Source organism: Cyanobium sp. Candia 9D4, assembly GCF_024346155.1.
GTDB lineage: Bacteria > Cyanobacteriota > Cyanobacteriia > PCC-6307 > Cyanobiaceae > Cyanobium > Cyanobium minutissimum.
Genome location: NZ_JAGQCK010000002.1, coordinates 463,894 through 490,150, shown reverse-complemented (window position 1 = coordinate 490,150; position 26,257 = coordinate 463,894). Strand labels below are relative to the sequence as shown.

Below are 26,257 nucleotides of genomic sequence, written 5' to 3'. Positions count from 1 at the left end.
CCGAGCCCCAGAGCCCCCCCGCCCTTCCACCGGAGAACCGCTTGGTCGCACGTTCCGAAGCCTCCCGATCAGGCCAGAGCGCCCGGACCGTGCGGGTGCCCCTGCAGGACACCAGCCATTCCCGCAAGAAGGCCCAGCTGCTGGCGGCCATGGAGGGACCCCGCCCGCCCCTGCCGGCCAACCAGCGCAAATTCAAGACCGGCACCACCGGCTTCATGCTGGCCATCCATGTGGGCGCCGTCTTCGCCCTGCTGCCGCGCTTCTGGAGCCTCCAGGGGGTGATCGTGCTGGCGGTCCTCTACTGGGCCACGGTGCTGGGGGTGACCCTGGGGCTGCACCGGCTGGTGGCGCACCGGGGCTTCGAGGCGCCCCGCTGGGTGGAGCGGCTGCTGGTGCTGATGGGCACCCTGGCCTGCCAGAGCGGACCGATCGAATGGGTGGGCCTGCACCGCCACCACCACCTCTTCTCCGACCAGCCCAACGACCACCACGACGCCGCCCGCGGCCTCTGGTGGGCCCACAGCGAGTGGATGCTGCACAGGATCCCGGCCCTCACCGAGATCCACCGCTTCACCGGCGACATGGAGAAGGACCCCTTCTACCGCTGGCTGGACCGCTGGTTCCTGCTGCTGCAGCTGCCCCTTGGGGCCGCCCTGTACTGGTATGGCAACGCCGCGGGCGTCCATGGCGGCGGCCTGGGGCTGGTGCTCTGGGGCATCCCCCTGCGCCTGGTGCTCGTGTATCACGTCACCTGGCTGGTGAACTCCGCCACCCACGCCTTCGGCTACCGCAATTTCGACTGCCCGGACCGCTCCCGCAACTGCTGGTGGGTGGCCCTGCTGACCTTCGGCGAGGGCTGGCACAACAACCACCACGCCTACCCCCACTCGGCCCGCCACGGACTGCGCTGGTTCGAGTTCGACATCACCTGGCAGCACATCCGCGCCCTGCGGGCCCTCGGCCTGGCCAGGAAGGTGCGCATCGCCCCGGGCTTCGGCCGGCGTGCCGACGCGGGCGCCGGCGCCTGACTCACAGCTCGGCCGGTTCCACCGCCGCCGGGATCGCCGTGCCGATCTCGCGGCGGATGGCGGCCGCCAGGTCGTCCGGGGCCTGGTGGGAGCCGTCCCCCTGCAGGCGCCGGGCCCGCTGCCGCAGCAGCTCCAGGAAGCGGTCCGGGCCCAGCTCCTCCTCCCCCGCCGCCCCCAGGGCCGCCAGGGTGCGCCGCAGCTCGGGCAGCTCGGCGTCGAGTTCCACCGCCGTGTAGTCGCGCTGGCCGGCGATCACCTCGGCGAAGCGCTCCCGCCGCTGGCGCTTGGCCACCGGATAGGCCGCCATCAGCCGGTCGCGGCAGTCGCGCCAGGGCCGGCCGGCGGTGAGCAGCTGGGCCAGGGCCCCGCTGAGCCCCGCGGCCTCCGCCTCGCTGATGCGCAGATCGAAGCTGGCCGGCGGCTGGCGGAAGCCCACGAACACCTCGAGCAGGGCCCCGGGCCCCAGCACCCGCTGCTGCTCGTCGCGCACCGGCAGGGCCGAGCTGCTGAGGGCTTCGAACAGCTCAGGGTTGGCCGCCAGCAGGGTGCGGGCCGGGAGCGGCTCCAGCCGGCCCCCGGGGGCCTGGGCATCGAGCCACAGGTTGACGCTGCCCAGGGCCAGGAACACCTCAGGGCCCGGGGAGGCGAGCTTGCCGTTGCGCAGCATCGAGAGCTGGGAGTTGTGCACCCGACCCAGGTCGAGGGCCTCGGCCAGCATCGGCAGAACCCGGTGGGACCAGCCGTTGCGCTCATGCCAGACGCGGATCAGGTGGGCGAAGGCGACGCGGCCAGATACGAGTTCGTCTCGATATCCCACTCGATCAGGATTCGTATTGCTACCATTGTAATCACTCAACAGGAGCCCGGTCCTTCATGGCCGTCACCCCCCTCTCCCGCCCCGGCATCCAGCCAGGCGCCCCATCCGGCAACCGCCGTGAGGCCGGCACCAGGGCCCGCCACACCCGCCGTCCCGCCACCATCAACCAGGGGGCCGATGCCCTGGTCCGGGCGCGGGCCCTGCACGATCCGCGCCGCGGCGAGCCCCGCGGCGTCTCCCCCAAGGGCACCCGCTGGGGCACGATCGGCTTCATGGTGCTGATCCACATCCTGGCGGTGGTGGCCCTGCTGCCCCGCTTCTGGAGCCTGGAGGCCGTGGCTGCCCTGCTGGTGATGTACTGGGTCACCGCCTGCCTGGGCGTGACGATCGGCTACCACCGCCTGCTCAGCCACCGCTCCTTCCGGGTGCCCCAGTGGCTGGAGCGTTTCTTCGCCACCTGCGGCGCCCTCAGCTGCCAGCACGGCCCCATCGACTGGGTGGGCCTGCACCGCCACCACCACAAGTTCTCCGATACGGAAGCGGATCACCACGACAGCAACAAGGGCTTCTGGTGGTCCCACATGGCCTGGATGTTCGAGGAGATTCCCGCCATGGCCGCCGTGCCCCGGCTCACCGGCGACCTGGCCGCCGACCCCTACTACCGCTGGCTGAACAAGGGCTTCCTGCTGCTCCAGGTGCCCCTGGGCCTGCTGCTGTTCTGGATCGGCACCGTCACCGGCGCCGGCGGCTGGGCCCTGGTGCTGTGGGGCATCCCCCTGCGCCTGGTCCTCGTCTACCAGTGCACCTGGCTGGTGAATTCGGCCACCCACATGTGGGGCGAGGCCGTCCACGACAGCGGTGACAAGTCGAAGAACAACCCCTGGGTGGCGGCGCTGACCTTCGGTGAGGGCTGGCACAACAACCACCACGCCTATCCCCATTCGGCCCGCCATGGCTTCGGCCCCCGCCAGTTCGACCTCACCTGGCAGCACATCCGCCTGATGCGCGCCCTGGGCCTGGCCACCCAGGTCCGCCTGCCCCGGGCCGCAGCCCCCACCAGGGCCATGTCGTAGGCTTGCCGATCGGATTTCAGATGGCTCAGCCGGGGCGTTGTCATGGTCAAGAAGCGTGTGCAGGTGGTCCTGAGCGAGGACATCCTTTCCCTGGGCAAAGACGGGGACCTGGTGGATGTCGCGCCCGGTTACGCCCGTAACTACCTCCTTCCCACCGGCAAGGCCCTGGCCGTCACTGCCGCGGTGCTGCGTCAGGTGGAGCACCGCCGGGCCAAGGAGGCGGAGCGCCAGGCGGCCCTGAAGGCCGAGGCGATCGCCTTCCGCACCGCCCTCGACACCATCGGCCGCTTCACCGTCAAGAAGCAGACCGGCGGCGACGATGTCCTGTTCGGCACCGTCACCAACGGTGATGTGGCCGAGGCCATCGAGGCGGCCACCAAGAAGGAAGTGGATCGCCGCGTCATCACCGTTCCCGAGATCCACCGCACCGGCTCCTACAAGGTGCAGGTCAAGCTGCACCCCGAGGTCGTCGCCGACGTCAACCTGGAAGTGGTCAGCTACTGATCGGCCAGCCGCGAACCGAACTTTTACGCCCCGGGCGCCAGAGTGATCGTCCTCACCGGCGCCCGATCCCGATCGATCCGGCATTTCCTCCGGTCCGTCGCGTTCTGGAGTCCCGTCCATGGTGAGCGTGCCCCTGGCTGGTTCCGACCCACCCCGGCCCGACGGTCCGCGGCCCCCATCCAGGCGCGACGAACAGGCCGGCTTTGAGGCCCTGCCCGATTCGGTTCCGCCCCAGAACCTGGAGGCGGAGGAGTCGGTGCTCGGCGGCATCCTCCTCGACCCCGACGCCATCGGCCGGGTCGCGGATGTGCTGCGGCCGGAGGCCTTCTACCTCGGCGCCCACCGCGAGATCTACCGCACCGCCCTGATGCTGCACAGCCAGGGCAAGCCCACCGACCTCACGGCCATGGCCGCCTGGCTCGCCGACACCGGCCAGCTGGAGAAGGTGGGCGGCAGTGCCCGGCTGGTGGAGCTGGTGGAGCGCACCCTCTCCACCGCCTCCATCGACCAGGTGGCCCGGCTGGTGATGGACAAGCACCTGCGGCGCCAGCTGATCCGCTCCGCCAACGAGGTGATCCGGCTCGGCTTCGACCAGAGCCTGCCGATGGAGCAGGTGCTCGATGAGGCCGAGCAGAAGATCTTCGCCATCAGCCAGGAGAAACCCACCGCCGGCCTCACCCCCACCGCCGAGATCCTCACCAGCACCTTCAACGAGATCGAGAGCCGCTCCCTCGGCACCGCCGTCGCCGGCATCCCGGTCAACTTCTACGACCTCGACGCCATCACCCAGGGCCTGCAGCGCAGTGACCTGATCATCGTCGCCGGACGGCCCGCCATGGGCAAGACCTCGATCGTGCTCAACATCGCCAAGAACGTGGCCCAGCTGCACCAGCTGCCGGTCTGCGTGTTCAGCCTGGAGATGAGCAAGGAACAGCTCACCTACCGCCTGCTGTCGATGGAGGTGGGCATCGAGAGCGGCCGCCTGCGCACCGGCCGCCTGCAGCAGGAAGAATGGCCCCTGCTCGGCCAGGGCATCAACAGCCTCGGCCAGCTGCCCCTGTTCATCGACGACAAGCCCAACTCCGGTGTGCTCGAAATGCGCTCCCTCTGCCGGCGCCTGATGGCCGAGACCGGCAAGGAACTGGGCCTGATCGTGATCGATTACCTGCAGCTGATGGAGGGCAGCACCCCGGACAACCGGGTGCAGGAACTCTCCCGCATCACCCGGGGCCTCAAGGGCATGGCCCGCGAACTGCACGTGCCCGTGATCGCCCTCTCCCAGCTCAGCCGCGGTGTCGAGTCCCGCACCAACAAGCGCCCCATGCTCAGCGACCTGCGGGAATCGGGTTCGATCGAGCAGGATGCCGATCTGGTGCTGATGATCTACCGCGACGAGTACTACAACCCGGAAACCGCCGACCGCGGCATCACCGAAGTGATCGTCACCAAGCACCGCAACGGCCCTGTCGGCACCGTGAAGCTCCTGTTCGAGCCCCAGTTCACCCGCTTCCGCAATCTCGCTGCCTAGATCCGCTGCAGCGCGTCACGGCATAGGGATATCCGCCGTATCGCGCCAGCGAAACTGCCAGTAGCCTCAGGATCAAGGCATCGCGAAGCTATACGTGCAGCATCATTCCTTCTGGTTCTATCTGTTCACGTTTTTCGGCATCATTCTGGCGCGCTATCTCGCCATGGCCGGCTTTGCCCACTGGCTTCTGTATCAACGGCAGGAGGCCAGGGTGTCGGTTCTCAATGACATCCAGCTGTCCGTCATCTCCGCCGCCATCTTCTCCCTGGCCACCGCCCTGGTGATGACGTTGCAGGAGCAGGGCCTGACCCGTCTGCATGGCCAGATCCATGCCGAAAGCTGGTGGACCCTGCCACTCAGTTACCTGGCCGTCCTGGTGCTGCAGGATGCCTATTTCTACGCCACCCACCGTCTGTTTCACCAGCCGAAACTGTTCCCCTGGTTTCACCGGGGCCACCACCGATCACGGCAGCCCACACCCTGGACCTCCTTCGCCTTTGACCCCCTGGAAGCCGTTGTTCAGGCCGTGTTCCTGGTCGCCATCGTGCTGCTGATTCCCCTGCATTTCGCCACCCTGCTGGCGGTGCTCACCACGATGACGGTGTGGGCCGTGGTCAACCATCTGGGCCTGGAGGTGTTGCCGCTCCACTTCCCCCACCACTGGCTGGGGCGCTGGCTGATCGGCCCCGCCCACCACTCCGTGCACCACCGCCGCCACGGCCACCATTTCGGGCTCTACTTCACCTTCTGGGATCGGGTGTTCGGCACCGAGGATCCCGCCTACGCCGCTTCGCTGCAGCCACCGGCCGCCTGAGCGCGATCAGGCCAGATCGGCGGCCCGCACCACAGCGGCCAGGCGGGAGAGCTGCCCGATGGATTGGTCGTGCTCCTGCGGGCTCGCCGCGGCGCAGGCGTCCTCCACCAGCACCACCCGGAAGTCCCGGTCGTGGCCCTCCCGGACCGCCGCCTGAAGCGCCCAGGCGGTGCTCACCCCCCCCAGCAGCAGCCGCTCGATCCCCGCGGCCCGCAGCAGCGTCGCCAGGGCGGTGCCGTGGAAGGGGCTCACCCGGTGCTTCACCAGCACCGGGTCGCCGGGCTCCACCGCCAGATCGGCGTGGAAATCCGTGCCCCACTGGCCGAGCCGCAGGCCCCCCAGCTCCCGGGCCCGGCCCAGGAACGGCGCATGGGCGGGCAGCTCCGGGTAGCCGGCCCGGAAGGCCACCTTCACCAGGAGCGTGGGCCAGCCCCGGGCGCGGGCCCGCTCCAGCGCCTGGTTGGCCGCCGCCAGCACCCCGCGTCGCTGCACTTCGGCGGCGTAGGTGGGCATCGCCCCATCGGGGTGGATCAGGTCGTTGATCAGATCGATCAGCACCAGGGCGGTGCGCATGGGCAGGTACCTCGGCCGCAGGGCTCCATCATCGGCCGCCCGACCATGTCCCCCAGCCCCACCGGCCCCTGCCACGCCATACATTCAAGGCATGGCCCTCAGCGCAGACCCCACCGAACGCTTCGACCTGATCGTGGTCGGCGGCGGCCATGCCGGCTGCGAGGCGGCCCTCACCGCTGCGCGGCTGGGGGTCTCGACGGCCCTGTTCACGCTCAACCTCGACCGCATCGCCTGGCAGCCCTGCAACCCGGCCGTGGGCGGCCCGGCCAAGAGCCAGCTGGTGCATGAGGTGGATGCCCTCGGCGGGGTGATCGGCCGGCTGGCGGATGCCACCGCCCTGCAGAAACGGCTGCTCAACGCCAGCCGCGGCCCGGCCGTGTGGGCGCTGCGGGCCCAGACCGACAAACGCCAGTACGCCCGCCAGATGCTGCAGCTGCTGCAGCACACCCCCCACCTGGCCCTGCGTGAAGCGATGGTCACGGGGCTGGAGCTGGAGGGCGATCCCAACGATCCGGCCGGCTCGCCGGCCCGGGTGATCGGCGTGCGCACCTACTTCGGCAGTGTCTACGGCGCCGGCGCCGTGATCCTCACCACCGGCACCTTCCTGGGGGGCCGCATCTGGGTGGGGAACCGCTCGATGGCGGCGGGCCGGGCCGGCGAGCAGCCCGCCGAAGGGCTCACCGAAGCGCTGCAGGCCCTGGGCTTCCGCACCGACCGGCTCAAGACCGGCACCCCCGCCCGCGTCGACCGGCGCAGCGTGGCCCTCGACCAACTGGAGGAGCAGCCCAGCGACGCCGCCGACCGCTTCTTCAGCTTCGATCCCACCGCCCGGGTGAGCGGCGAGCAGATGGCCTGCCACATCACCCGCACCACGGCGGCCACCCACCAGCTGATCCGCGACAACCTGCACCTCACGCCGATCTACGGCGGCTTCATCGACAGCAAGGGGCCCCGCTACTGCCCGTCGATCGAAGACAAGATCGTGCGCTTCGCCGACAAGGACAGCCACCAGATCTTCCTGGAGCCGGAGGGGCGCGACACGCCCGAGCTCTATGTCCAGGGCTTCTCCACCGGCCTGCCCGAATCGCTGCAGCTGGCCCTGCTGCGCACCCTGCCCGGGCTGGAGGCCTGCGTGATGCTGCGCCCCGCCTACGCCGTCGACTACGACATCCTGCCGGCCACCCAGCTGGAGCCGTCCCTGGAAACCAAACGGGTGCGGGGCCTGTTCTCGGCGGGCCAGCTCAACGGCACCACCGGCTACGAAGAGGCCGCCGCCCAGGGGCTGGTGGCCGGCCTGAACGCCGCCCGGCTGCTGGGGGGCCAGGACCCGGTGCATTTCCCCCGGGAGGGCAGCTATATCGGCACCCTGGTGGACGACCTGGTCACCCAGGACCTGAAGGAGCCCTACCGGGTGCTGACCAGCCGCAGCGAGTACCGCCTGGTGCTGCGCGGCGACAACGCCGACCGGCGGCTCACGCCCCTCGGCCACCGGCTGGGCCTGATCGACGAACGGCGCTGGCGCCTGTTCGAGCAGAAACAGGCCGCCATTGACACCGAGAAGCAGCGGCTGGAAACGGTGCGGCTCAAGGCCTCCGATGCCGCCGCCACCGCCGTGGCCGCCGCCACCGGCGCCGGCATCAACGGCTCGATCACCCTGGCCGACCTGCTGCGCCGGCCGGGCCTGCACGGCGAGGATCTGGTGCGGCTGGGGCTCCTGGATCCGGATCTGCCGATCGATGTGCGCGACGGCGCCGAGATCGACATCAAGTACAGCGGCTATCTGGCCCGCCAGGAACAGCAGATCGCGCGGGTGCGCCGCCAGCTCGATCGGGCCATCCCGCCTGGTGTGGACTACGCCGCCATCGGCACCCTCTCGGCGGAGGCCCGCGAGAAACTGGCGGCGATCCAGCCCCACAGCCTGGGCCAGGCCTCCCGCATTCCCGGGGTCAGCCCCGCCGATGTCAACGCCCTGCTGCTCTGGCTGGAGCTGCAGCGGCGCCGGGAGCCGCCGGCCCCTCGTCAGACCGTGGAAGCATCGTTACAGTGACGCACGCCTGACGCCGAGGACTGCAGATGAGCCCCTCCCCTCGGCGTCCCCTGCGCGGCATTCCCACCTCCCGCGCCTACTGGGAGCTGAAGGCCGAGCAGATGATGAACCGGGTCTTCGACCCGGAGGCCACCATCGATCTCGACGTGGCCTCCCAGGCCGAGGCCCCCCCGGCCCTGCCCCTGGCCCCCTCGGTGCGGCGGCTGCGGGGACGGCCGGCCGCCCCGGCCCCGGCCCCGTCGCGGGCCGACCGCAACACCCTGCTGCTCACGGCCATGGGCGGGGTCTGCATGGTCAGCGTCGCCAGTTCGGTGCTGTATCTCACCCACTCCAGCCGCATGCAGCAGGCCCTCAGCCAGGAGCGCAGCCTGCTGCTGGTGGAACGGCTGCGGAGCCTCGGCCCGGCCAACCCCTCCCCGCTCGGAGCCGGCGTCGGCGCCAACCTGGCCGGCGGCCCGTCCGTCCTGCCGCTCGCCAGCGACCAGCTGCCACCGCCGCCGGAGGAACCCTGGATCGAGCAGCTCTCCCAGCTGCCCCAGCCGGAGGGCTCGAGGGCCCCGGTTTTGCGGGTGCCGGTGAGTCCGAAACTGGCCGCCGCTGCGCCCCCCGCCACCGGTGGGGATGGGGGCTACGCCCAACGGAGCGCCGCCCCGGCCGCTGGGCCCGTGCCCGAACTGGTGGGGGTGGTGGGCTCGGCGGGCCGGCCCGCCTCGGCGATCTTCCAGATGGGGGGGAGCTCCACCAGCGTCAGCGTCGGCGAAGCGATCGGATCCAGCGGCTGGCGGCTTCGCTCCGCCGATGGCGACACCGCCATGATCGAACGGGGCGGCGAGGTGCGGCGCATCTCGATCAGCAACGGCTACTGACCTGCCCTCCGGCCCGCCATGAACCAAGCCACCGGCGGCCTGTTGCCGTCCCCCGCGTGTCTGTGGCAAGCCAGTGCCGCCGAGCGCCCGCAGCCGCCGGCCGGCGGTGAGCTCACCGGCCCGTGGACGCTGCTGCTGCTCGGGGACGGCAGCCCGACGCGCCACCTGCAGCTGCTCACCGGCCATCCGGTGGAGGTGGAGCTGATCGCCATGGCTTCCGAACCGGGGGTCTCCCCCGGCGCGCCGGCGGAGGTGGCCGAACTGGCCGAGCCGCTGCTGCGGCGCCAGGTGTGGCTCACCTGCGGGCCCCAGACCCTGGGCTGGGCCGAGAGCTGGTGGAACCGGGCCGAGGCGGAGGCCCATCTGCAGGATCGCCGGCTGCCGATCTGGCGCAGCCTCTCGGCGGGGCGGGCGGAGCTGTATCGCGAGGTGGATGGCCTCGGCCAGGTGCAGGAACCCTGGCTGGCGGAGCGTTTCGGCTGCGACGGCCCCTTCTGGAGCCGCCATTACCGCTTCTTTCGCCACGGGCGGGAGCTCACGGTGATCCGGGAGGTGTTCTCCCCGGCGCTGGAGCGGTGGCTGGGACCGGCCCAGGCAGGATCTGTTCGTAAAGACTCATCAATTCAGTAACGCCGTGTGGCGGTTTGCTGTTGACGAATTGACGCTCCAGGCTCCCTGGCCAGGATTCGGTCATTCGAAACCGGACCATGGCCACCCGCCACAGCGCCCAGACCCCGCCGGGAGGGGACTGGCTCACCCTCACCGAACTGGGCCGCCGCTACGGCGTCTCCGCCGTCCACACCGGAAAGCTGCTGGTCGCCTCCGGCCTGCGCCGCAGCAGCGGTGAACCGACCGCCGAAGCCCTGGCGGCCGGCCTGGCCATGCGGCCCCAGCCGGGCCATCACCACTCCAGCCTCTGGCTGCACCAGGGGTGCGCGCCCTACCTCGAGCGCCTGGGGCTGGTGCCCCAGGCCCAGCGCACCATGGTGAGCCTGTGGGCCGATCTGCTCAGCGCCCTGCAGAACGGCTCCCCGTCGATCAGCATCTCGGCCGAGGAGATGGCCGTTGACGTGCCCCGCGACCTGGTGAAGCCAGTGAACAGGGAATTGCGTCAGCGGGGCTGCAGCTTCCGGGTCAACCCGAAGCTCAGGACAGCCGCAGGGCCTGGGCCTGCTTGCTCGCCTGCTCGAGCATCTGACGCAGCCGGTCCTCGTCGGTATGGCTGAGGTTGGTGCGCAGCAGCTTGGCGTGGGGCGCATGAACCCGCAGCCGCTCGATCAGCCGGTCGGGGGTGGCGTCGCGCAGCAGCAGGCAGAGGGCCGCGCTGCCGGGGGGGAGGGTTTCACCCACCTCGCGCATGAAGTTGTCGTTGATGCCCAGATCCGACAGGGAACCTGAGGCGGCCCCCAGGCCGGCGCCGACGGCCGCCCCGAGCAGGGGGTTGAGGAACAGCAGCCCCACGAGCGTGCCCCAGAAGCCACCGCCGAGGGCGCCGGCCTTGGTGAGATTGAGCGACTGGTGCAGGCGCACCTTGCCGTCCGGTTCGGCCTCGACGACCACCGCGTCCTCGAGGGCGATCAGTTCCTCCTTCTGGATCTCCACCAGCTGACGCCGCACCTGGTCGGCCTCCTCGACGGACGGAAACCCAACCACCACCAGGCTGCTCATGGCCGACATCCCTGCAGGTACGACGTCAGTCCTAACCCACTGCCTGCCGAAATGGCGGTGTCGACCGCTCAGGCACGGCGGCGGGTGGAGCGGGGCAGCGGCCGGCCGGCCGCAGGAGGGGTGAAGGCCGCGTCCGGCTCACCGGAGCCCGGGAGGCGATCGCCACCGGCATCGCGGCGGGCCGGCTCCGGGCGCTGCCAGCGGGGCAGGGTGAAGCTGTTGTCATCGGGCCAGTCATCGTCGGCCCCGGTGGCGGGAGCGGAGGGCGCCGAGGGAGACGGGGCGGGGGCGTAGCGGGCCTCGGCGCCTGGGGGACGGGACGGCGGAGCCGGGCGGCCGCGCCGGGACACTGCCTCGAGCATCGGCCGGCGGGAGCGGAGGGGAGCCGGGGCCGGCTCAGGGGCCCCGGGGGCGCCGCGGTCGCTCTCCTGCCAGGGTTCCCGCCAGTCGTCGCCATCGTCGAGCAGCCAGTCGAGACGGCCCTCCACCCAGCGGCCGAGGTCGTCGATCCGGGGCCGCAGCTGGGGGCGACGCTCGGCCCCCCGCCCTGCTGGACGGCCACCGGGCCGGGACCCCGCCACCCCCTCGACAAACTGCCGGCCGGCGGTCACCCACCGATCCACACGCTGGTCGAGGGGATCGGTGCCGCCACGGGGGCGCCGGGGGAGGTCACGCTCGCGGCCATCGCGCTGCAGGAGGTCGCGATCACGGAGTTCGCGCTCCCTGGGTTCGCGGTCACGGGATTCGCGCTCGGGGGGATCGCGGTCCCAGGGATCCCGCATGCGGCCGTCGCCCTGATCCATCGGATGCATCAGGCCAATCTAACGACGCCGACCGGAGAGCCAGTGCTCCCGCCCCATCCCCACCAGGGCAATGGTGAAGCCGCCCCATTCCAGGGTCCACAGAAACGTCGCCATCGGCCCCAACACCTGCGCCAGAACCTAGGCGGTGTTGGGCTCGAACACCAGCAGGCAGCTCGCATCCCAGCGTCCCCCATGGAGGCGCTCGCAGCAGTGGCGGCAGGCCAGGCCCTGCCGGCGGCGCTGGTAGGGCGTGCGGCTGTCGCAGCGCGGGCAGCGGGCGATCCAGCGGCTGGCGGCCACCGGCAGGGGATAGCGGTGCCGCAGGCTCACCTGAAAGTCGTCCTGGGCCCGGTTGATCTGCTCCATCCGGGTTCGGAAGCGGGGACCATGGACCTCCTGCACCGCCAGCACCCGGTCCACCCAGGCATGGATCATCTCGTGGCAGAGGGTGCCCAGGGTGGCCTGCCGCGGCAGCGGCTCCAGCAGGGGGCGGGAGAGGACGATCTCGCAGAGGTCACGCCCGTCGGCCAGACGCCCCCGGCGGTAGAGCCCGGCGGTGCGGGTGAGGCGGCCGTCACTCCAGCGCACGGCCACCAGCGGCCGGCTCTCCCGGGTGAGCTGGCCGTCGAAATGCTCGCGGTTGAGCCGGTGGAACAGGGGCAGCAGGGGTTCCAGGGGCATCGGCCCATTCTGGTGGGGTCGTCCGTCAGACTCTGCAACGCTGCGAACGGATGGGATCACCATGGACTGGGGACTGGCCCGCGACATCGGCACCAAGCTCCTGCTGGCGGGGGCCGGTGGCCTGCTGCTCTATTGGACCGTCTCGGCGGTGAAGCTGGTGCTCAGCGCCCGGGGCATCAATCCGCTGATCAAGCAGTTCTTCACCCAGGTGGCCTCCGGCCAGGTGGACGGCGCCTACCTGCTCACCACCCGCAACTACCGCTCCCACGTCAACCGGCAGCAGTTCATCCGCTTCCTGGCCGGCCTGCAGCTCAACAAGTACCGCAACCTCAAGTCCGGCCGTCCCCGGCTGCAGGAGGGCCAGGTGATCCTGACGGTGAAGCTCAAGAGCGACGGCAAGGAGGAGCTGCCCCTCGACTTCACCTTCGTGAAGGTGGAGGAGACCTGGCGGGTGGACCGCATCACCAAGCTGGCGGCCGCCTGAGCCGTGGCCCAAGCCCGGGCGGAGGAACTGCGGCGGCTGCTCAATCGCGCCGCCCACGCCTACTACGTGCTCGATGCTCCGGTGATGGAGGACCCGGTCTATGACCGGCTCTACCGGGAACTCGTGGCGCTGGAGGAGGCCGATCCGGAGCTGATCCGGCCCGACAGCCCCACCCGCCGGGTGGGCGGTGCCCCGGCCGAGGGCTTCACCAGCGTGGCCCACCGGATCCCCCTGCTGAGCCTCGACAACGCCTTCTCCCACGACGAACTCGACGTCTGGTACACCCGCCTGCTGCGGGTGCTCGACCGGGAGCCGCCGGCCGGATCCGCCGCTCCGGCCCTGCCGTTGGTGGGCGAGCTCAAGATCGACGGCAACGCCCTCGCCCTCAGCTACGAGCAGGGGGTGCTGGTGCGGGCCGCCACCCGGGGGGACGGGGAGCGGGGCGAGGAGATCACCGCCAACGTGCGCACGATCCGCAGCGTGCCCCTGCGCCTCGACCTGGAGCAGCCGCCGGCCTGGGTGGAGGTGCGCGGCGAGGCCTTCATCCCGGAGTCCACCTTCGCCGCCATCAACGCCGAGCGCGCCGAGCGGGGCGAAGCCGCCTTCGCCAATCCGCGCAACGCCTGTGCCGGCACCCTGCGGCAGCTGGATCCGAAGGTGGTGGCCGCGCGGGGCCTGTCGTTCTTCGCCTATACCCTGCACCTGCCCGAGGACTGGCAGGCCGGGCCTGGAGACCCTGCCGTGCCCCGCAGCCAGTGGCAGGCCCTGGCGTGGCTGAAGGCGGCCGGGTTCCGGGTCAACCCCCACTGCGCCCTCTGCCCCGATCTGGCGGCGGTGAAGGCCTTCAGCGACCGCTGGGAGCAGGAGCGCCGCGGGCTGCCCTACGCCACCGATGGGGTGGTGGTGAAGCTCGATGACCTGCGCCTGCAGGAGGAGGCGGGCTTCACCCAGAAGGCGCCCCGCTGGGCGATCGCCCTTAAGTACGCCGCCGAGGAGGCCCCCAGCCGCCTGCTGCGCCTCACCTGCCAGGTGGGGCGCACGGGGGTCGTCACGCCGGTGGCGGAGTTCGAGCCGGTGCCCCTGGCCGGCACCACCGTGAGCCGCGCCACCCTCCACAACGCCGATCGCCTGGCGGAGCTGGATCTCTGCGCCGGCGACACGATCGTGGTGCGCAAGGCGGGGGAGATCATCCCCGAAGTGGTGCGGGTGCTGGTCGAGCTGCGTCCGGAGGGGGCCCGTCGGCTGCAGCTGCCCCCCACCTGCCCGGAGTGCGGTTCGGCCCTGGTGCGGGAGGAGGGGGAGGCCGCCACCCGCTGCGTCAACAACGGCTGCCCCGCCATCCTGCGGGGGTCCCTGCGCCACTGGGTGAGCAAGGGGGCCCTCGATGTGGACGGCCTCGGGATCAAGCTGATCGAGCAACTGGTGGACCGGGGTCTGGTGCGGTCGATCCCCGGCCTCTACGGGCTCGATGCCGCCCTGCTGGCCAGCCTGGAGCGGATGGGGGAGACCTCCGCCGCCAAGCTGGTGGCCGCCCTGGAGGCGTCGAAGCAGCAGCCCTGGCACCGCCAGCTCTATGGCCTCGGCATCCACCATGTAGGCGAGGTCAACGCCAAGGCCCTGGCCCGGGCCTTCCCCAGCGCCGCCGCGCTGGAGGCCGCCGCCCTCGCCGGGAAAACCGACGAAGGCGGCGAGGCCGGCGAGGCGCCGGATCCGCTCACGGCGGTCTTCGGCATCGGCCCCGAGATCGCCCAGTCCCTGCGGCAGTGGTTCGCCACGCCGGCCAACCGGTTGCTGCTGGAGCAGCTGGGGGCGCTGGGCTTCTCCCTGGCCGCCCCCCCGGAGCTGGACGGCAGCAGCGATGGGGGGGCACCGGCGGCGACGCCCCTGACGGGCCTCAGCTTCGTGCTCACCGGCACCCTCCCCTCCCTGAGCCGCGCTGCGGCCCAGGCCCTGATCGAGGCGGCCGGGGGGAAAGTGAGCGGTTCGGTGAGCCGCCGCACCAGCTACGTGGTGGCCGGCGAGGAGGCCGGCAGCAAACTCACCAAGGCCCAGTCCCTGGGCGTTGCCGTGCTGGATGAGGACGGCCTGCGGGCGCTGCTGGCGGCGGATCCGGGCTGAGGCGGCCCCGTGGATGACGGCGCCGGGACGGACGGCCAGAGTGACGGTGGTGCCCCTGTCCCTGCCCATGCGACGACGGCAACTGATCGTGATCGCCGTGGTGGCGGCCCTGGGCTGGAGCGTGGCGCGGGCCCTGCCGCCGCCGGCGGCCCCGACCCTTCAGGGGCTGGCGGCGGCGCGCGGGCTGCGCTGGGGCTCCGCCGTCACCAATGACCAGCTGCGGGATCCGGGCCTGCGCCGCCTGGTGAGCGAGCAGAGCGGCCTGATCGTGCCCGAGTCGGAGCTGAAGTGGGATGGGGTGGAGGCCGCGCCCGGGCGCTTCGATTTCAGCGCCCCGGACCGGCTGCTGGCCTTCGCCCGCGCGCAGGGCCTGGCGATGCGGGGCCACACCCTGGTGTGGCACGAGCAGCTGCCGGCCTGGGTGAAGGCCCTGCCGCCGGCGGAGCTCGACCGGGCCATGGCCACTTACATCCGCACGGTGGTGGGGCACTACCGCGGCCAGCTGCCGTCGTGGGACGTGGTGAACGAGCCGATCGCCGACGACGGCTCGGGCCTGCGCCGCAGCCTCTGGCTCGCGCGGCTGGGTCCCGACTACATCGCCCGGGCTCTCACCCGGGCGCACCAGGCCGACCCGAAGGCGGCCCTGGTGATCAACGAGTACGGGCTGGAGGGCGATGACGCCAAGACGGCGCGCAAGCGGCAGGCCTTCCTGACACTCCTGCGGCAGCTGCGGCAGAGCGGCGTCCCGCTCAACGCCGTGGGCCTGCAGGCCCATCTCTACGCCAACGGCAGCGGACCGACCACCTTCCGCACCCTGCCCGCCTTCCTGCGGGAGCTGGCGGCCCTGGACCTGGACATCCTCGTGACCGAACTGGACGTGAACGACCGGGAACTGCCGGCGGCCATCCCGGAGCGGGACCGGGCCGTGGCGGCGGTGTACGGCGCCTTCCTGGCGGCGGTCCTGCCGGAACCGCGGCTGAAACTGATCACCACCTGGGGGTTGAGTGATCGCACCACCTGGCTGAATGCGTTCATGCCAAGGGCGGATGGCCTGCCCCAGCGGCCCCTGCCCTTCGATGAAGACAACCGACCCAAAGCGGCGACCGCCACGATTCAGGCGGCCCTCGAGAAGCGCTGAGCGGCTCAGATGGGCGATCCAAGCAGAGCTGGCAGATGACGGATTCCTGCGCTGTCGATAGGGCTTACCCAAGCAAAAAAATTCGCCCCTGGTAGAATGGAAATTCGTTCATCCAACGTCGGAATGCCCCCATCCGCCGCGGGCGCCAGTGAGCCTGACTCCGCCGGGCCGGCCGGTCAGGTCCTGGATGTCACCGCCCCTGACATCGCCGCGACGGATGACGATGACGCGATCCCCAGTTCCCGCAGGGCCGATCTCACCATCCTGCTGATTTCAGCGGGGCTGCTGATCACGGCCCTGGCCATCGTGATCAATTTCTTCACCGCCCGCTCCCGCGATGCGGTCATCAATGCCACCCCGATCGTGCTGAGAAGCCCGGTCACCGGCACCCTGGAAAGCCTCAACGTGGGGACGGGGGTGGAGGTCCGCCCCGGCCAGACCCTGGCGATCATCGTCAACCCCAGGGCCTCCCGGGACACCCTCTCCGCCCTCGAGACCGAACTGGAGACGGCCCGGGGCCGCCTGCAGGAACTGCGCACCCGCCGCGACCTGCGCCAGAAGCTCGTCGAGCGGCTCAGCCAGGACGCCCGCCAGCAGCGCAACCTGGAGGTGGCCCGCGACCAGGGCGACCGCGACAGTCTCGGTTTCGCCCTGGATCGCGCCCGCAAGGAACTGGCCTTCGCCCAAAGGGAAACCCAGCGCCAGGAGGAGCTGTTCCGGGCCGGTGCCGTGGCCGCCAACGTGGTCGACCGGGCCCGCACCACCGAGCTGCAGCGGGCCCGGGAGGTGCGCGGTCTGGAGGCCCAGCTGGCCGGCCAGGCGGCGGTGCTGGAGGCCTCCCGCAACGAACTGACCCTGCGCAACAACCGCAGCAACTCCGATCCGGTGGTTCGGCTTCAGGAGGCCACCATCGCCCTGGAGAACGCCGAAGGGGATGTGCGCACCCAGGCGTTCCAGGTGAGTGGCCTGGAGCAGCAGGTGGCCGTGGCCCGGAAGGAATGGCAGGAGCGCAGCAGCGCCCGCCTGATCAGCCCCCGCAAGGCGGTGATCTGGCAGCTGGGGGCGCAGCGGGGCGACTCCGTCGATGCCATGCAGTCGGTGATCCAGATGATCGACTGCAGCCAGCGCTGGCTCACCACCACGGTGGCGGAGAACGACCTCAACCGGATCCGCCTGGGCAGCAAGGCGAAGATCGAGCTGGTGGGCAGCCGGGACAAGCTGCGCGGTGAGGTGGTGGGGATCCGCTCCGGCATCGGCCGCACCCAGCTGGGTGAGGAGGCCCCCACGCCGGTGCCGATCAACCTGGCCCGGGAAAGCGAGGTGAAGATCCGCATCCTCAACGACTTCCCGGCGCCGCCGGGGGAGTTCTGCTACGTGGGGTTCACGGCGAAGGTCAGCTTCCAGCGATGAAGTTCCTGCATGCGTTTTCGGATCCCCAGGGCCGCTCGCGGATCTCGCCCTGGGTCTGGATGGTGCTGCTGCTCTCGGCGGGGTGCCTGGTGCTGGCGGTGCTGCTGGCCAACCTGCAGGTGTCCGTGGTGGCGATCGGGCTGCTCAATCCCCTGAGCTTCCGGGTTCTGCCCGAGCTCTGGCAGGTGCGGGATGTGTGGATCGACGTGCTGCTGCCCCTGGCCCTGGCCATGGGGATCTGCCTGGGGGTGAACCTGCTGCCCCGACGTCCCTCCAGCTACCTGCTGGTGAACGTGCTGCTGTCGTTGTTCACCGTCCGCTACTTCATCTGGCGCGCCACCACCATCAACACGGCCCACCCGGTCAGCCTGTTCTTCAGCCTCGTCTTCTTCCTCTGCGAGGTCACCTACCTGCTGACATCGGCGCTGCAGTTCTACCCCTCCCTCCGCTACCGGCCCCAGCAACGGCGACGCCAGGCGGACCAGTTGCTGGCCTGGGCCAAGGAGCAGCAGCCCAGTGTGGACCTCTGGATTCCCACCTACAACGAATCCGAGCGCCTGATCCGGCGCTGCGTCCTGGCCTGCCGCAACATCCAGTACGCCAACAAGACCATCTACGTGCTGGACGATGGCCACCGCCCCGCCATTGCCGCCCTGGCCGCAGAGCTGGGGGTGCAGTACCTGAGCCGGCCCGACAACCTGCACCGCAAAGCCGGCAACCTCAACTACGCCCTGGCCCATTCCAAGGGGGAGCTGATCGCCGTCTTCGATTGCGATTTCATTCCCTTCAGCCGCTTCCTCGATCGCACGGTGGGTTTCTTCCAGGATCCCGAGGTGGCCCTGGTCCAGACGCCGCAGCATTACTTCAACTCCGATTTCCACAATCGCAACCTCGGGCTGGATGTGCTGGTGCCGGACGACATGGACTATTTCTTCCATTACGTCCAGGTGATCCGGGATCCCTTCAATGCCGTGGTCTGCTGCGGCACCTCCTACCTGGCCCGACGTTCGGCCCTGGAGGCCATCGGCGGTTATGTCACCCACTGCATCGTCGAAGACAGCCAGACCGGCACCCGCCTGCTCACCCGTGGCTGGCGCATGATCTACCTCGATGAGGTGCTGAGCCTGGGGGAAGTGCCCCGCACGTTCCGCGATTACCTCGAGCAGCGGCTGCGCTGGATGCAGGGCAACGTGCAGATCTTCACCTCCCCGAAGCAGCTGCCGATCTGGAAGACGCTGGATTTCTGGCAGAAGGTGTTTTATCTGAACCTCCTGCTCAGCCTGCTGACACCCCTGTTTCGCGCCGTCTACATCATTTTCCCGCTGCTGTCGATGCTGATCGGCTTCACCCTGATCGCCGCTCCGCCGGTGGAGTATCTGGCCTATGGCCTGCCCTTCGTGATCCTGCTGTATTTCCTGCCCTCCTGGCAGACCAACGGCCACTACTTCCATTTCTGGACGGAAGTCTATGAAGCCCTGTTCTGCTTCCCGGCCCTGAGGAGGCTGTCACAGATTCTGTTCCGGCCGTTCCGATCCGTGGGCAGCCTGGTGACCAACAAGGACGTCACCAGCCAGAAACAGACCCTGGATCTGCGTTTCGCCTGGCCCTTCCTCACCTATCTCGTGCTGTTCGTGGGGGTGCTGGTGTTGAACTACGGCCTGCCGCTGCTGGACATCCGCTGGTCCCGATCCGTCTTTGAGGGGGAAGGCCTGATGGTGGGCTGGAACCTCTACAACGGCCTGCTGATGTTCATCTGTCTGCTGGCCTGCATCGACAAACCGGTGCGCCGCCAGGCCGACCGCTTCCCCCTGGAACTGGCCGCCTGCCTGGAGCTGGGGGGCAAGGATTACTGGGGCACCACCAACGACGTGTCCGAGCAGGGGGCGAGCCTGGTGCTCAACACCGCCGCCCCCACCGGCCCGGAGACGGAGGGGCTGCTCCGGGTGCCCCAGTACAAGCTGGAACTGCCGGTGCGTCTGATGCGCTCGGGCCGACGCCGCCAGCTGCCACTGCTGGGGCTCAGCTTCCAGATGCCGGCCCAGGAAACGGAGGCCGCCCTGATTCAGCTGATCTACGGGGAGAATGCCTGGTTCCAGAAGGTGACGCGGGTGGGCAGCATCGAAGCCCTGTTCCTGCTGCTGGGCAGCGTGGTGCGCGCCGAACCGATTGTGCGTCGCTCCTGACCCCCGACCCGTCAACCCGCGTCGATCCAGCCGCGGATACATCTTGATTCGGGGCTTCAGCCCCAGAATGGTCGGATGTCAGCCGATCCCGTGGCCGTCGCCCCTTCCTTGGACCACGACATCAGCCTCGATCCGCCCGCGCGTCCCTCCGGACCGCCGCTGGTGGTGCGGGCCGAACCGCTGCCCGAGATCCCCGGGGAGCTGAGGCGCCAGCTGGCCCGCCACCAACTGTTGATTCCCCTGCTGCGCCAGTCGGTGATCGCCACGGCGGTGGCCGCGGTGACCCTGACGGAGGAGGAGCGGCAGAAGGCCCAGCAGGAGTGGGGCGCGAGCCACGGCCTCCGCTCCGCCGACGACCTGCGGGCCCACCTGCAGCGCCACGAGCTGACGGAGGCCGACGTGCTCTGGCAGGCGGAGCTGCCGGCCAGGATCGAGCGCCATTGCCAGGAGCATTTCCTGCACCGGGCCGAGCAGCGTTACCTGGCCCGCAAGAACCAGCTCGACCAGGTGATCTACAGCCTGCTGCGGGTGGAGGACGGGGCCCTGGCCCGGGAGCTCTACCTGCGCATCGCCGAGGGCGAAGCCGATTTCGCCGAGCTGGCGGCCACCTACGCCAAGGGGCCCGAGCGCTCCACCCGGGGGGTGGTGGGTCCGGTGCCGCTGCTGCAGGCCCATCCCTCCCTGGCCGAACTGCTGCGCACCAGCCGCCCGGGCCAGCTGCACCCGCCCCTGCGCATCGACCGCTGGTGGCTGGTGGTGCGGCTGGAGACGCTGCGCTCCGCCAGCTTCGACGACGCCATGCAGAAACGGATGGCGCGGGAGCTGTTCGAGGAATGGGTGGATCAGGAAGTGGCCCTGCGGCTGCGTTCGGGGCAGGGGCAATGACCTCCACCGTCCCCGGGCGCACCGACTGGCTCACCCTGCCGCCCTTCGACGGCCTCTCCGCCGCCGGCCGGGAGCGACTGCTGGCGGAGGCCCGGCCGTGCCGTTTCCGCGTCGGCGAAGACCTGAGCAACGCCGGCAGCATCGGCGACCGGGTGCTGGTGATCCTCGAGGGGGAGGCCCGCCTGCTGGCGGAACGGGACGGCCGGCCCTTCACCCTGGAGCGGCTCGGACCCGGCGCTGTCGTGGGTCTGGTGTCGCTGCTGCGGGCGGAGGGCATCGAGCCGGTGAGCGCCGCCTCCGACCTGCTGGCGACGGCGATCCCGGACACGGTGATGCTCGAGCTGCTGCTGGCCGAAAACGGGCTGCGCCAGTGGTGTGGCCGCCACCTGTGGACGGCCGAGCTGCATCAGCTGCTGCTGCAGCGGGAGGGGGCCGCCGCGGGCCGCTTCGAGCCGTCCCTCTGGCGGGAGAAGCTCGAACGCCTGGGCCCGCGGGCACGGGCGGTGCTGCCGCAGGCCGATGGGGCCGTTGCCCTGTCGGAGGGGGAGGAACTGCTGCTGGCCAGCGCCAATGTTCCCGGCCTGGCGATCGGCTCGGTGCTCAACCCGGCGGAACCCCTGCCCCAGCCCCGTCCCCCCCTGCCACTGCGCCTGGTGGCCCTCACCGAGGCGGCTGCCGCCGCCGAAGAGCGGGTCGCCACCAGTGGCGCCACCGCTGCCACCGACGGCGCGGCCGGCCCGCTGGCGTCCGAAGCCGGCCCGGCCGGCAGCCTCCAGATCAGCAGCCTCGATCTGGGCCAGGACCGCAGCGACCGGGGCCTCACCCTGGTGCGGGGCAACGGCCCGCTGGAGGAGACCCTGGCCTGCTTCCAGATGCTGGGCAAGCTGCTGGAGCTGCCCTACCGCCGCGACGCGGTGGACAAGATCCTGCGCGACAAGATGCGCCGCGGCCAGCCGCCGGATCTGCAGCTCTGCGGCCAGATCGCCGCCATGCTCGGCCTGCTGGTCACCGGCGCCAAGGTGCCGGCGGCGTCGGCCACCCGGCTGATCACCCCCTGCCTGGTGCCGTGGAAGGAGGGCTTCGCCATCGCCACCGCCAGCAACGCCGCCGGCCTGCGGCTGGCCTCGCCGGCGGAGGGCTGGGTGCAGCTGAGCCCCGCCCAGATCGCCGAGCAGTACCCGGAGGGGCTGGAGCTGCTGCTGCTGGAGCGCAGCATCGACACTCCGGAGCAGACCTTCGGTCCAGGCTGGTTCTGGCCGGCCCTGAAGCGCTACCGGGGCATGTTGCTCCAGGTGCTGCTGGCCTCCTTCGTTGTCCAGCTGTTCAGCCTGGCCAACCCCCTGCTGATCCAGGTGATCATCGACAAGGTGATCTCCCAGCGCAGCCTCGACACGCTGCAGATCCTGGGCATGGCCCTGGTGGTGGTCACCCTGATGGAGGGGGTGATCGGCTCGCTGCGCACCTTCCTGTTCACCGACACCACCAACCGCATCGACCTGCGCCTGGGCGCCGAGGTGATCGACCACCTGCTGCGGCTGCCGCTCGGCTATTTCGACAAGCGCCCCGTCGGCGAGCTGGGCACCCGCATCGCCGAGCTGGAGAAGATCCGCAACTTCCTCACGGGCCAGGCCCTGATCACCCTGCTGGATGCGGCCTTCTCGGTGATCTACATCATCGTGATGGCGATCTACAGCTGGCTGCTGACGATCATCGCCCTGGCGGTGCTGCCGATCCAGGTGGGCCTCACCCTGCTGGGGGCCCCCCTGTTCCGGCGCCAGTACCGCCAGGCGGCCGAGGAGAACGCCCGCACCCAGAGCCACCTGGTGGAGGTGCTCACCGGCATCCAGACGGTGAAGGCCCAGAACGTGGAGATGGTGAGCCGTTGGAAGTGGCAGGAGATGTACGCCAAATACATCTCCCGCACCTTCGAGAAGACGATCACCGGCACCTTCCTCAACGAGACCAGCTCGGTGCTCCAGAAGCTCTCCCAGCTGCTGGTGCTCTGGGTGGGGGCCACCCTGGTGCTCAAGGGGGAGCTGACCCTGGGCCAGCTGATCGCCTTCCGGATCATCAGCGGCTATGTCACCCAGCCCCTGCTGCGGCTCTCCTCCATCTGGCAGAACATCCAGGAGCTGCGCGTCTCGTTCGAGCGCCTGGCCGACGTGGTCGACACCCCGGAGGAATCCAGCGAAGCCGACCGCGGCCACATCCCCCTGCCACCGGTGAAGGGCGACGTGGTGTTCGAGACCATCAGCTTCCGCTTCAACCCGGGCGGGCCGGAGGTGCTCAGCAACGTCAGTCTCCACGTGCCCCCCGGCACCTTCACCGGGGTCGTGGGCCAGAGCGGCAGCGGCAAGAGCACCCTGATGAAGCTGCTGCCGCGGCTCTACGCCCCCAGCAAGGGCCGCATCCTCGTCGACGGCTATGACATCGACAAGGTGGAGCTCTACTCCCTGCGGCGCCAGGTGGGCATCGTGCCCCAGGATCCCCTGCTCTTCTCCGGCACCATCAGCGAGAACATCGCCCTCACCAACCCGGAGGCCTCCAGCGACGCCATCGTCGAGGCCGCCCGCATCGCCGGCGCCCATGACTTCATCATGGAGCTCTCCGCCGGCTACAGCACCCCGCTGGGGGAGCGGGGCGCCTCCCTCTCCGGCGGCCAGCGCCAGCGCATCGCCATCGCCCGCACGTTGCTGAGCCAGCCCCAGCTGCTGGTGATGGACGAGGCCACCAGCGCCCTCGACTACGACACCGAACGCCAGGTGTGCGACAACCTGCGGGAGGCGATGAGCCAGAGCACCGTGTTCTTCATCACCCACCGCCTGTCCACCATCCGCCGCGCCGACCTGATCGTGATGATGCACCAGGGCGCCATCGTCGAGACCGGCACCCATGACGAACTGATGGCCCTCAAGGGGCGCTATTTCGCGCTGTATCGCCAGCAGGAGGCGGGCTGATGGCACGTCCCACCCTGCCCACCCCTGCCGACCTCCTGCGCCGCGCCCAGAACGGCCTCGAGCGCAGCATCCACACCGACAGCGACGATGTGGTGCTGCAGCAGTCCCGCTTCTGGGCCCGCTCGATCACCTGGACGCTGATGGGGGTCACCCTGTTCGGCCTCGGTTGGCTGGCCTTCGCCCAGACCGAGGAGATCGTGACCGCCCCGGGCAAGCTCGAACCCATCGGCGCCGTGAAGGACATCCAGATGCCGGTCGGCGGCGTGGTGGACGAGGTGTTGGTGAAGGAGGGCGAGCGGGTGGAGAAGGGCCAGGTGCTGCTGCGCCTCGACACCGAGGCCACCCGCGACCGCCAGGGGAGCCTGCTGCAGACGATCCGGTACAAGCAGCAGCAGCTGCGGCTCAAGCAGGTGGAGCTCGACCGCTACCTGCAGTTCAACGACACCGAACAACGGGTGCTGCGCCAGAGCCTCACCCTGGAGAAGGACGTGCTCGGCCGGCTCGAGACCCTCAACAAGGAGGGCGCCACCGCCGAACTCCAGTACCTCTCCCAGCGCAACAAGGTGCAGGAGGTGCAGGGCAAGCTGGAGGAAACCCAGGTCGACCGGCTGCGCCAGAAGGCGATCCTGCAGCAGGGCGTCCGCGAGATCCAGAGTGAGCTGGCCGATCTGCGCAGCAAGCTGACCGAGCTCAACGTCAACATCCGCTACCAGGAGATCCGGGCGCCGGAGGCGGGGGTGGTGTTCGAGCTCAAGTCCCGCTCCCGCGGCTTCGTCGCCCAGACCAGCGAACCGGTGATGAAGGTGGTGCCCTTCGACAAGCTGGAGGCGCGGGTGGAAGTGCCCAGCCGGGAGATCGGTTTCGTTTCGGTGGGCAAGGCCGCCGACATCAGCATCGATTCGTTCCCGGCCACCGATTTCGGCGTGCTGCAGGGCACGGTGCGGCGGATCGGCTCCGATGCCCTGCCGCCGGATCAGATCGACAACTTCTACCGCTTTCCGGTGGACATCCGGCTCAACTCCCAGCAGCTGAAGCTCAAGAGTGGCAAGGTGCTGCCGCTGCAGGTGGGCATGTCCCTCACCGCCAACGTCAAGCTGCGCAAGGTCACCTACCTGCAGCTGCTGCTCAGCGACTTCAAGGACAAGGCTGACGCTCTGCGGCAGATCTGAGCCGCTCCATGGCGATGGTGTGGTCGGGGATGATGCGGGTGCGCAGCCCCACCAGGGGCTCCAACCACGGCAGCAGCAGGCCGTCGAGGCCCCGGTTCACCAGAGCGCCGGCCACCTGGAAGGCCCGCCGCCAGCGGGCGTCAGGGGCGATCAGATGCAGGGCCCGCTCATGCACGGGGCCGTCGATGCAGACCAGCCAGGCCGGATCCATCCCCGCCCGGCCCATGGCCACCTGGAAGCTGCGGCGGCTGTGGAAGCTGATGTGCTGGCCGTTGCCGAAGGCGTAGTACCACCAGTCCGGCCCGGGAATCTCACCCTCCCGGCGCATCAGGGTGGAGAAGACGAACAGGGGCGTGGCCCCCACCTCGTCGCGCAGGAAGTCGGGGGTGGAGGGCACATGCTCGATCACCTCAAAGGCGGTCTTGCAGCCGATCGCCCCATCGCCGGGAGGGCCGCAGAAAGGACGGATCAGCTCCATGGCCGCGTAGGCGTCGGTGCCGTGGAAATCGAAGCCGTGGTCGCGCAGCAGTCGCGGCAGCATGCCCAGGCCGGTGCCCAGGTCGCAGCCCGGCTCGCTGGGGCCGAAGCGGCCCAGCCGGCCGATCACCAGCAGCAGCCGCAGCAGGCGCGAGGCATGCAGGTTGCGGTCGACGTAGCCGGTGTCGCCGTAGAAGGACTCCTCGTAGGCCACGTCCAGCCAGGTGGGCTCGGCCAGGAACAGGAAGTCGCAGTCGCTGCAGTGGGCGAGTTCCGCCGCCACCCGGGCCTTGCTCACCCGCACCCGGCGCACCGGGGTGAGGCGATCGCCGCCGCAGTTAGGGCAGGCGCCGGGGCGTGGGGGAATCTCGGCCGTCACCATCGCTGGCCTGCATCGCAACGTGGGAGGCTACCCCGCGTTCCTCCAGGGCCAGACGCACCTGGCGGCCCACCAGCAGCACCGCCGCCAGGGTGGCCGCCACCCCCGCCAGCCGCAGGACCCAGGTGGCCCCATCGGCCGGGCCCGCCAGCAGCGCCGAAAAGTGGCGCGGATCACCGGCCGCCGCCCCCAGGGCGCAGAACAGCACGGTGCCCGGGAGGATGCCGATCAGGCCGATCGCATAGTCCCGCTGGCTCACCTCGCTGAGGCCGTAGGCGAGGTTGAGCAGGCTGAAGGGGAAGGCCGGCGACAGGCGGGTGAGCAGCACCAGCACCAGGCCCTGGCGGCATACGGCCCGCTCCACCGCCTGCAGCCGCGGCGCTCCGGCCAGACGGCGGCGGGCCCAGCCCCGCCAGCGGCCGCGCCCCAGCAGGAACACCGTCTGGGCCCCCAGGCAGGCGCCGGCGAACACCAGCACGCTGCCCCCCACGGGGCCATAGAGCACCCCGGCCAGCATCGAGGCCCAGACCCCCGGCAGCAGCAGGGTGACCCAGAGCGCATAGAGGGGCACGAAGGCCACGGCCCCGAGCGGGGAACGGAGCCAGGGCAGCAGCTGATCCGACAACCAGAGCGGGTCCATGGGGCCACCGTATCG

The 26,257-nt window shown here is 70.3% G+C and carries 24 protein-coding genes; 17 read left to right on the top strand and 7 right to left on the bottom strand.

The window, feature by feature from the left end:
- Nucleotides 1–149 precede the first annotated feature (149 nt).
- Nucleotides 150–1,028, top strand: a complete 879-nt coding sequence (locus tag KBZ08_RS06995; RefSeq protein ID WP_219903841.1) for a fatty acid desaturase — start codon at nt 150–152, stop codon at nt 1,026–1,028.
- A gap of 1 nt (nt 1,029) precedes the next feature.
- Here the strand turns inward: KBZ08_RS06995 and KBZ08_RS06990 are convergent, their stop codons facing one another.
- Entirely contained in the window at nt 1,030–1,845 is an 816-nt protein-coding gene (locus KBZ08_RS06990; RefSeq protein ID WP_254972188.1) for a hypothetical protein, read from the bottom strand.
- 56 nt (nt 1,846–1,901) lie between these two features.
- Here KBZ08_RS06990 and KBZ08_RS06985 point away from each other — a divergent pair, with 56 nt between their 5' ends.
- The 4 genes from KBZ08_RS06985 (at nt 1,902) to KBZ08_RS06970 (ending at nt 5,764) form a co-directional block, all read left to right on the top strand.
- Nucleotides 1,902–2,918 (top strand): fatty acid desaturase, encoded by a 1,017-nt coding sequence (locus KBZ08_RS06985; protein WP_254972187.1) that lies wholly within the window; start codon nt 1,902–1,904, stop codon nt 2,916–2,918.
- A 42-nt stretch (nt 2,919–2,960) separates the two neighbouring features.
- Nucleotides 2,961–3,422 carry a 50S ribosomal protein L9 gene (gene rplI / locus KBZ08_RS06980; RefSeq protein WP_106219480.1) on the top strand — a complete coding sequence of 154 codons (462 nt, stop codon included), beginning with the start codon at nt 2,961–2,963 and terminating at the stop codon, nt 3,420–3,422.
- Nucleotides 3,423–3,540: 118 nt separating this feature from the next.
- On the top strand, nt 3,541–4,950 hold the full coding sequence (gene dnaB, locus KBZ08_RS06975) for a replicative DNA helicase (protein ID WP_254972186.1): 1,410 nt from the start codon (nt 3,541–3,543) through the stop codon (nt 4,948–4,950).
- A 94-nt stretch (nt 4,951–5,044) separates the two neighbouring features.
- Nucleotides 5,045–5,764 carry a sterol desaturase family protein gene (locus KBZ08_RS06970; protein WP_106219482.1) on the top strand — a complete coding sequence of 240 codons (720 nt, stop codon included), beginning with the start codon at nt 5,045–5,047 and terminating at the stop codon, nt 5,762–5,764.
- 6 nt (nt 5,765–5,770) lie between these two features.
- On the opposite strand, the gene KBZ08_RS06965 is transcribed toward KBZ08_RS06970, so the two are convergent.
- A complete protein-coding gene (locus tag KBZ08_RS06965) occupies nt 5,771–6,337 on the bottom strand; it encodes a cysteine hydrolase family protein (protein ID WP_106219483.1) in 567 nt (188 codons plus the stop codon).
- A 91-nt stretch (nt 6,338–6,428) separates the two neighbouring features.
- Here KBZ08_RS06965 and mnmG point away from each other — a divergent pair, with 91 nt between their 5' ends.
- The 4 genes from mnmG (at nt 6,429) to KBZ08_RS06945 (ending at nt 10,476) form a co-directional block, all read left to right on the top strand.
- On the top strand, nt 6,429–8,384 hold the full coding sequence (gene mnmG, locus KBZ08_RS06960; RefSeq protein ID WP_254972185.1) for a tRNA uridine-5-carboxymethylaminomethyl(34) synthesis enzyme MnmG: 1,956 nt from the start codon (nt 6,429–6,431) through the stop codon (nt 8,382–8,384).
- A gap of 26 nt (nt 8,385–8,410) precedes the next feature.
- Nucleotides 8,411–9,250, top strand: coding sequence for a hypothetical protein (locus KBZ08_RS06955; protein ID WP_254972184.1), 840 nt, complete (start codon nt 8,411–8,413; stop codon nt 9,248–9,250).
- A gap of 18 nt (nt 9,251–9,268) precedes the next feature.
- The gene (locus KBZ08_RS06950) at nt 9,269–9,880 is read left to right on the top strand and encodes a chorismate lyase (protein ID WP_254972182.1); all 612 of its coding nucleotides are present in this window, start codon (nt 9,269–9,271) and stop codon (nt 9,878–9,880) included.
- 77 nt (nt 9,881–9,957) lie between these two features.
- Nucleotides 9,958–10,476, top strand: coding sequence for a hypothetical protein (locus KBZ08_RS06945; RefSeq protein WP_106219486.1), 519 nt, complete (start codon nt 9,958–9,960; stop codon nt 10,474–10,476).
- On the opposite strand, the gene KBZ08_RS06940 is transcribed toward KBZ08_RS06945, so the two are convergent.
- From KBZ08_RS06940 to KBZ08_RS06930, 3 genes are all read right to left on the bottom strand, one after another.
- Nucleotides 10,397–10,918, bottom strand: coding sequence for a DUF1269 domain-containing protein (locus KBZ08_RS06940; RefSeq protein WP_106219487.1), 522 nt, complete (start codon nt 10,916–10,918; stop codon nt 10,397–10,399). The two genes, KBZ08_RS06945 and KBZ08_RS06940, sit on opposite strands and share 80 nt — an antisense overlap.
- A gap of 68 nt (nt 10,919–10,986) precedes the next feature.
- Nucleotides 10,987–11,730: a hypothetical protein gene (locus KBZ08_RS06935; RefSeq protein WP_254972181.1), complete on the bottom strand. Its 744-nt coding sequence runs from the start codon at nt 11,728–11,730 to the stop codon at nt 10,987–10,989.
- Between the two features lie 129 nt (nt 11,731–11,859).
- Nucleotides 11,860–12,402: a SprT family zinc-dependent metalloprotease gene (locus tag KBZ08_RS06930; RefSeq protein WP_254972180.1), complete on the bottom strand. Its 543-nt coding sequence runs from the start codon at nt 12,400–12,402 to the stop codon at nt 11,860–11,862.
- A gap of 61 nt (nt 12,403–12,463) precedes the next feature.
- Here KBZ08_RS06930 and KBZ08_RS06925 point away from each other — a divergent pair, with 61 nt between their 5' ends.
- From KBZ08_RS06925 to KBZ08_RS06890, 8 genes are all read left to right on the top strand, one after another.
- Nucleotides 12,464–12,886, top strand: a complete 423-nt coding sequence (locus tag KBZ08_RS06925) for a hypothetical protein (protein ID WP_106219489.1) — start codon at nt 12,464–12,466, stop codon at nt 12,884–12,886.
- A 3-nt stretch (nt 12,887–12,889) separates the two neighbouring features.
- On the top strand, nt 12,890–15,004 hold the full coding sequence (ligA, locus tag KBZ08_RS06920; RefSeq protein WP_254972179.1) for an NAD-dependent DNA ligase LigA: 2,115 nt from the start codon (nt 12,890–12,892) through the stop codon (nt 15,002–15,004).
- 67 nt (nt 15,005–15,071) lie between these two features.
- Nucleotides 15,072–16,142 carry an endo-1,4-beta-xylanase gene (locus KBZ08_RS06915; protein ID WP_254972178.1) on the top strand — a complete coding sequence of 357 codons (1,071 nt, stop codon included), beginning with the start codon at nt 15,072–15,074 and terminating at the stop codon, nt 16,140–16,142.
- Nucleotides 16,143–16,265: 123 nt separating this feature from the next.
- Nucleotides 16,266–17,552 carry an HlyD family secretion protein gene (locus tag KBZ08_RS06910; RefSeq protein ID WP_254972177.1) on the top strand — a complete coding sequence of 429 codons (1,287 nt, stop codon included), beginning with the start codon at nt 16,266–16,268 and terminating at the stop codon, nt 17,550–17,552.
- Nucleotides 17,549–19,735, top strand: coding sequence for a glycosyltransferase (locus tag KBZ08_RS06905; RefSeq protein WP_106219492.1), 2,187 nt, complete (start codon nt 17,549–17,551; stop codon nt 19,733–19,735). Before KBZ08_RS06910 ends, KBZ08_RS06905 begins: the two co-directional genes overlap by 4 nt.
- A gap of 90 nt (nt 19,736–19,825) precedes the next feature.
- Nucleotides 19,826–20,620: a peptidylprolyl isomerase gene (locus KBZ08_RS06900; protein ID WP_254972174.1), complete on the top strand. Its 795-nt coding sequence runs from the start codon at nt 19,826–19,828 to the stop codon at nt 20,618–20,620.
- The gene (locus KBZ08_RS06895; RefSeq protein ID WP_254972173.1) at nt 20,617–23,577 is read left to right on the top strand and encodes an ABC transporter transmembrane domain-containing protein; all 2,961 of its coding nucleotides are present in this window, start codon (nt 20,617–20,619) and stop codon (nt 23,575–23,577) included. The genes KBZ08_RS06900 and KBZ08_RS06895 overlap by 4 nt, the downstream gene beginning before the upstream one ends.
- Nucleotides 23,577–24,746, top strand: coding sequence for an HlyD family secretion protein (locus KBZ08_RS06890; protein WP_106219495.1), 1,170 nt, complete (start codon nt 23,577–23,579; stop codon nt 24,744–24,746). The genes KBZ08_RS06895 and KBZ08_RS06890 overlap by 1 nt, the downstream gene beginning before the upstream one ends.
- Here KBZ08_RS06890 and KBZ08_RS06885 read toward each other — a convergent pair.
- Entirely contained in the window at nt 24,712–25,605 is an 894-nt protein-coding gene (locus KBZ08_RS06885; RefSeq protein ID WP_254972172.1) for a class I SAM-dependent methyltransferase, read from the bottom strand. The two genes, KBZ08_RS06890 and KBZ08_RS06885, sit on opposite strands and share 35 nt — an antisense overlap.
- Nucleotides 25,562–26,242, bottom strand: a complete 681-nt coding sequence (locus KBZ08_RS06880) for a TVP38/TMEM64 family protein (RefSeq protein ID WP_254972171.1) — start codon at nt 26,240–26,242, stop codon at nt 25,562–25,564. The genes KBZ08_RS06885 and KBZ08_RS06880 overlap by 44 nt, the downstream gene beginning before the upstream one ends.
- Nucleotides 26,243–26,257 lie beyond the last annotated feature (15 nt).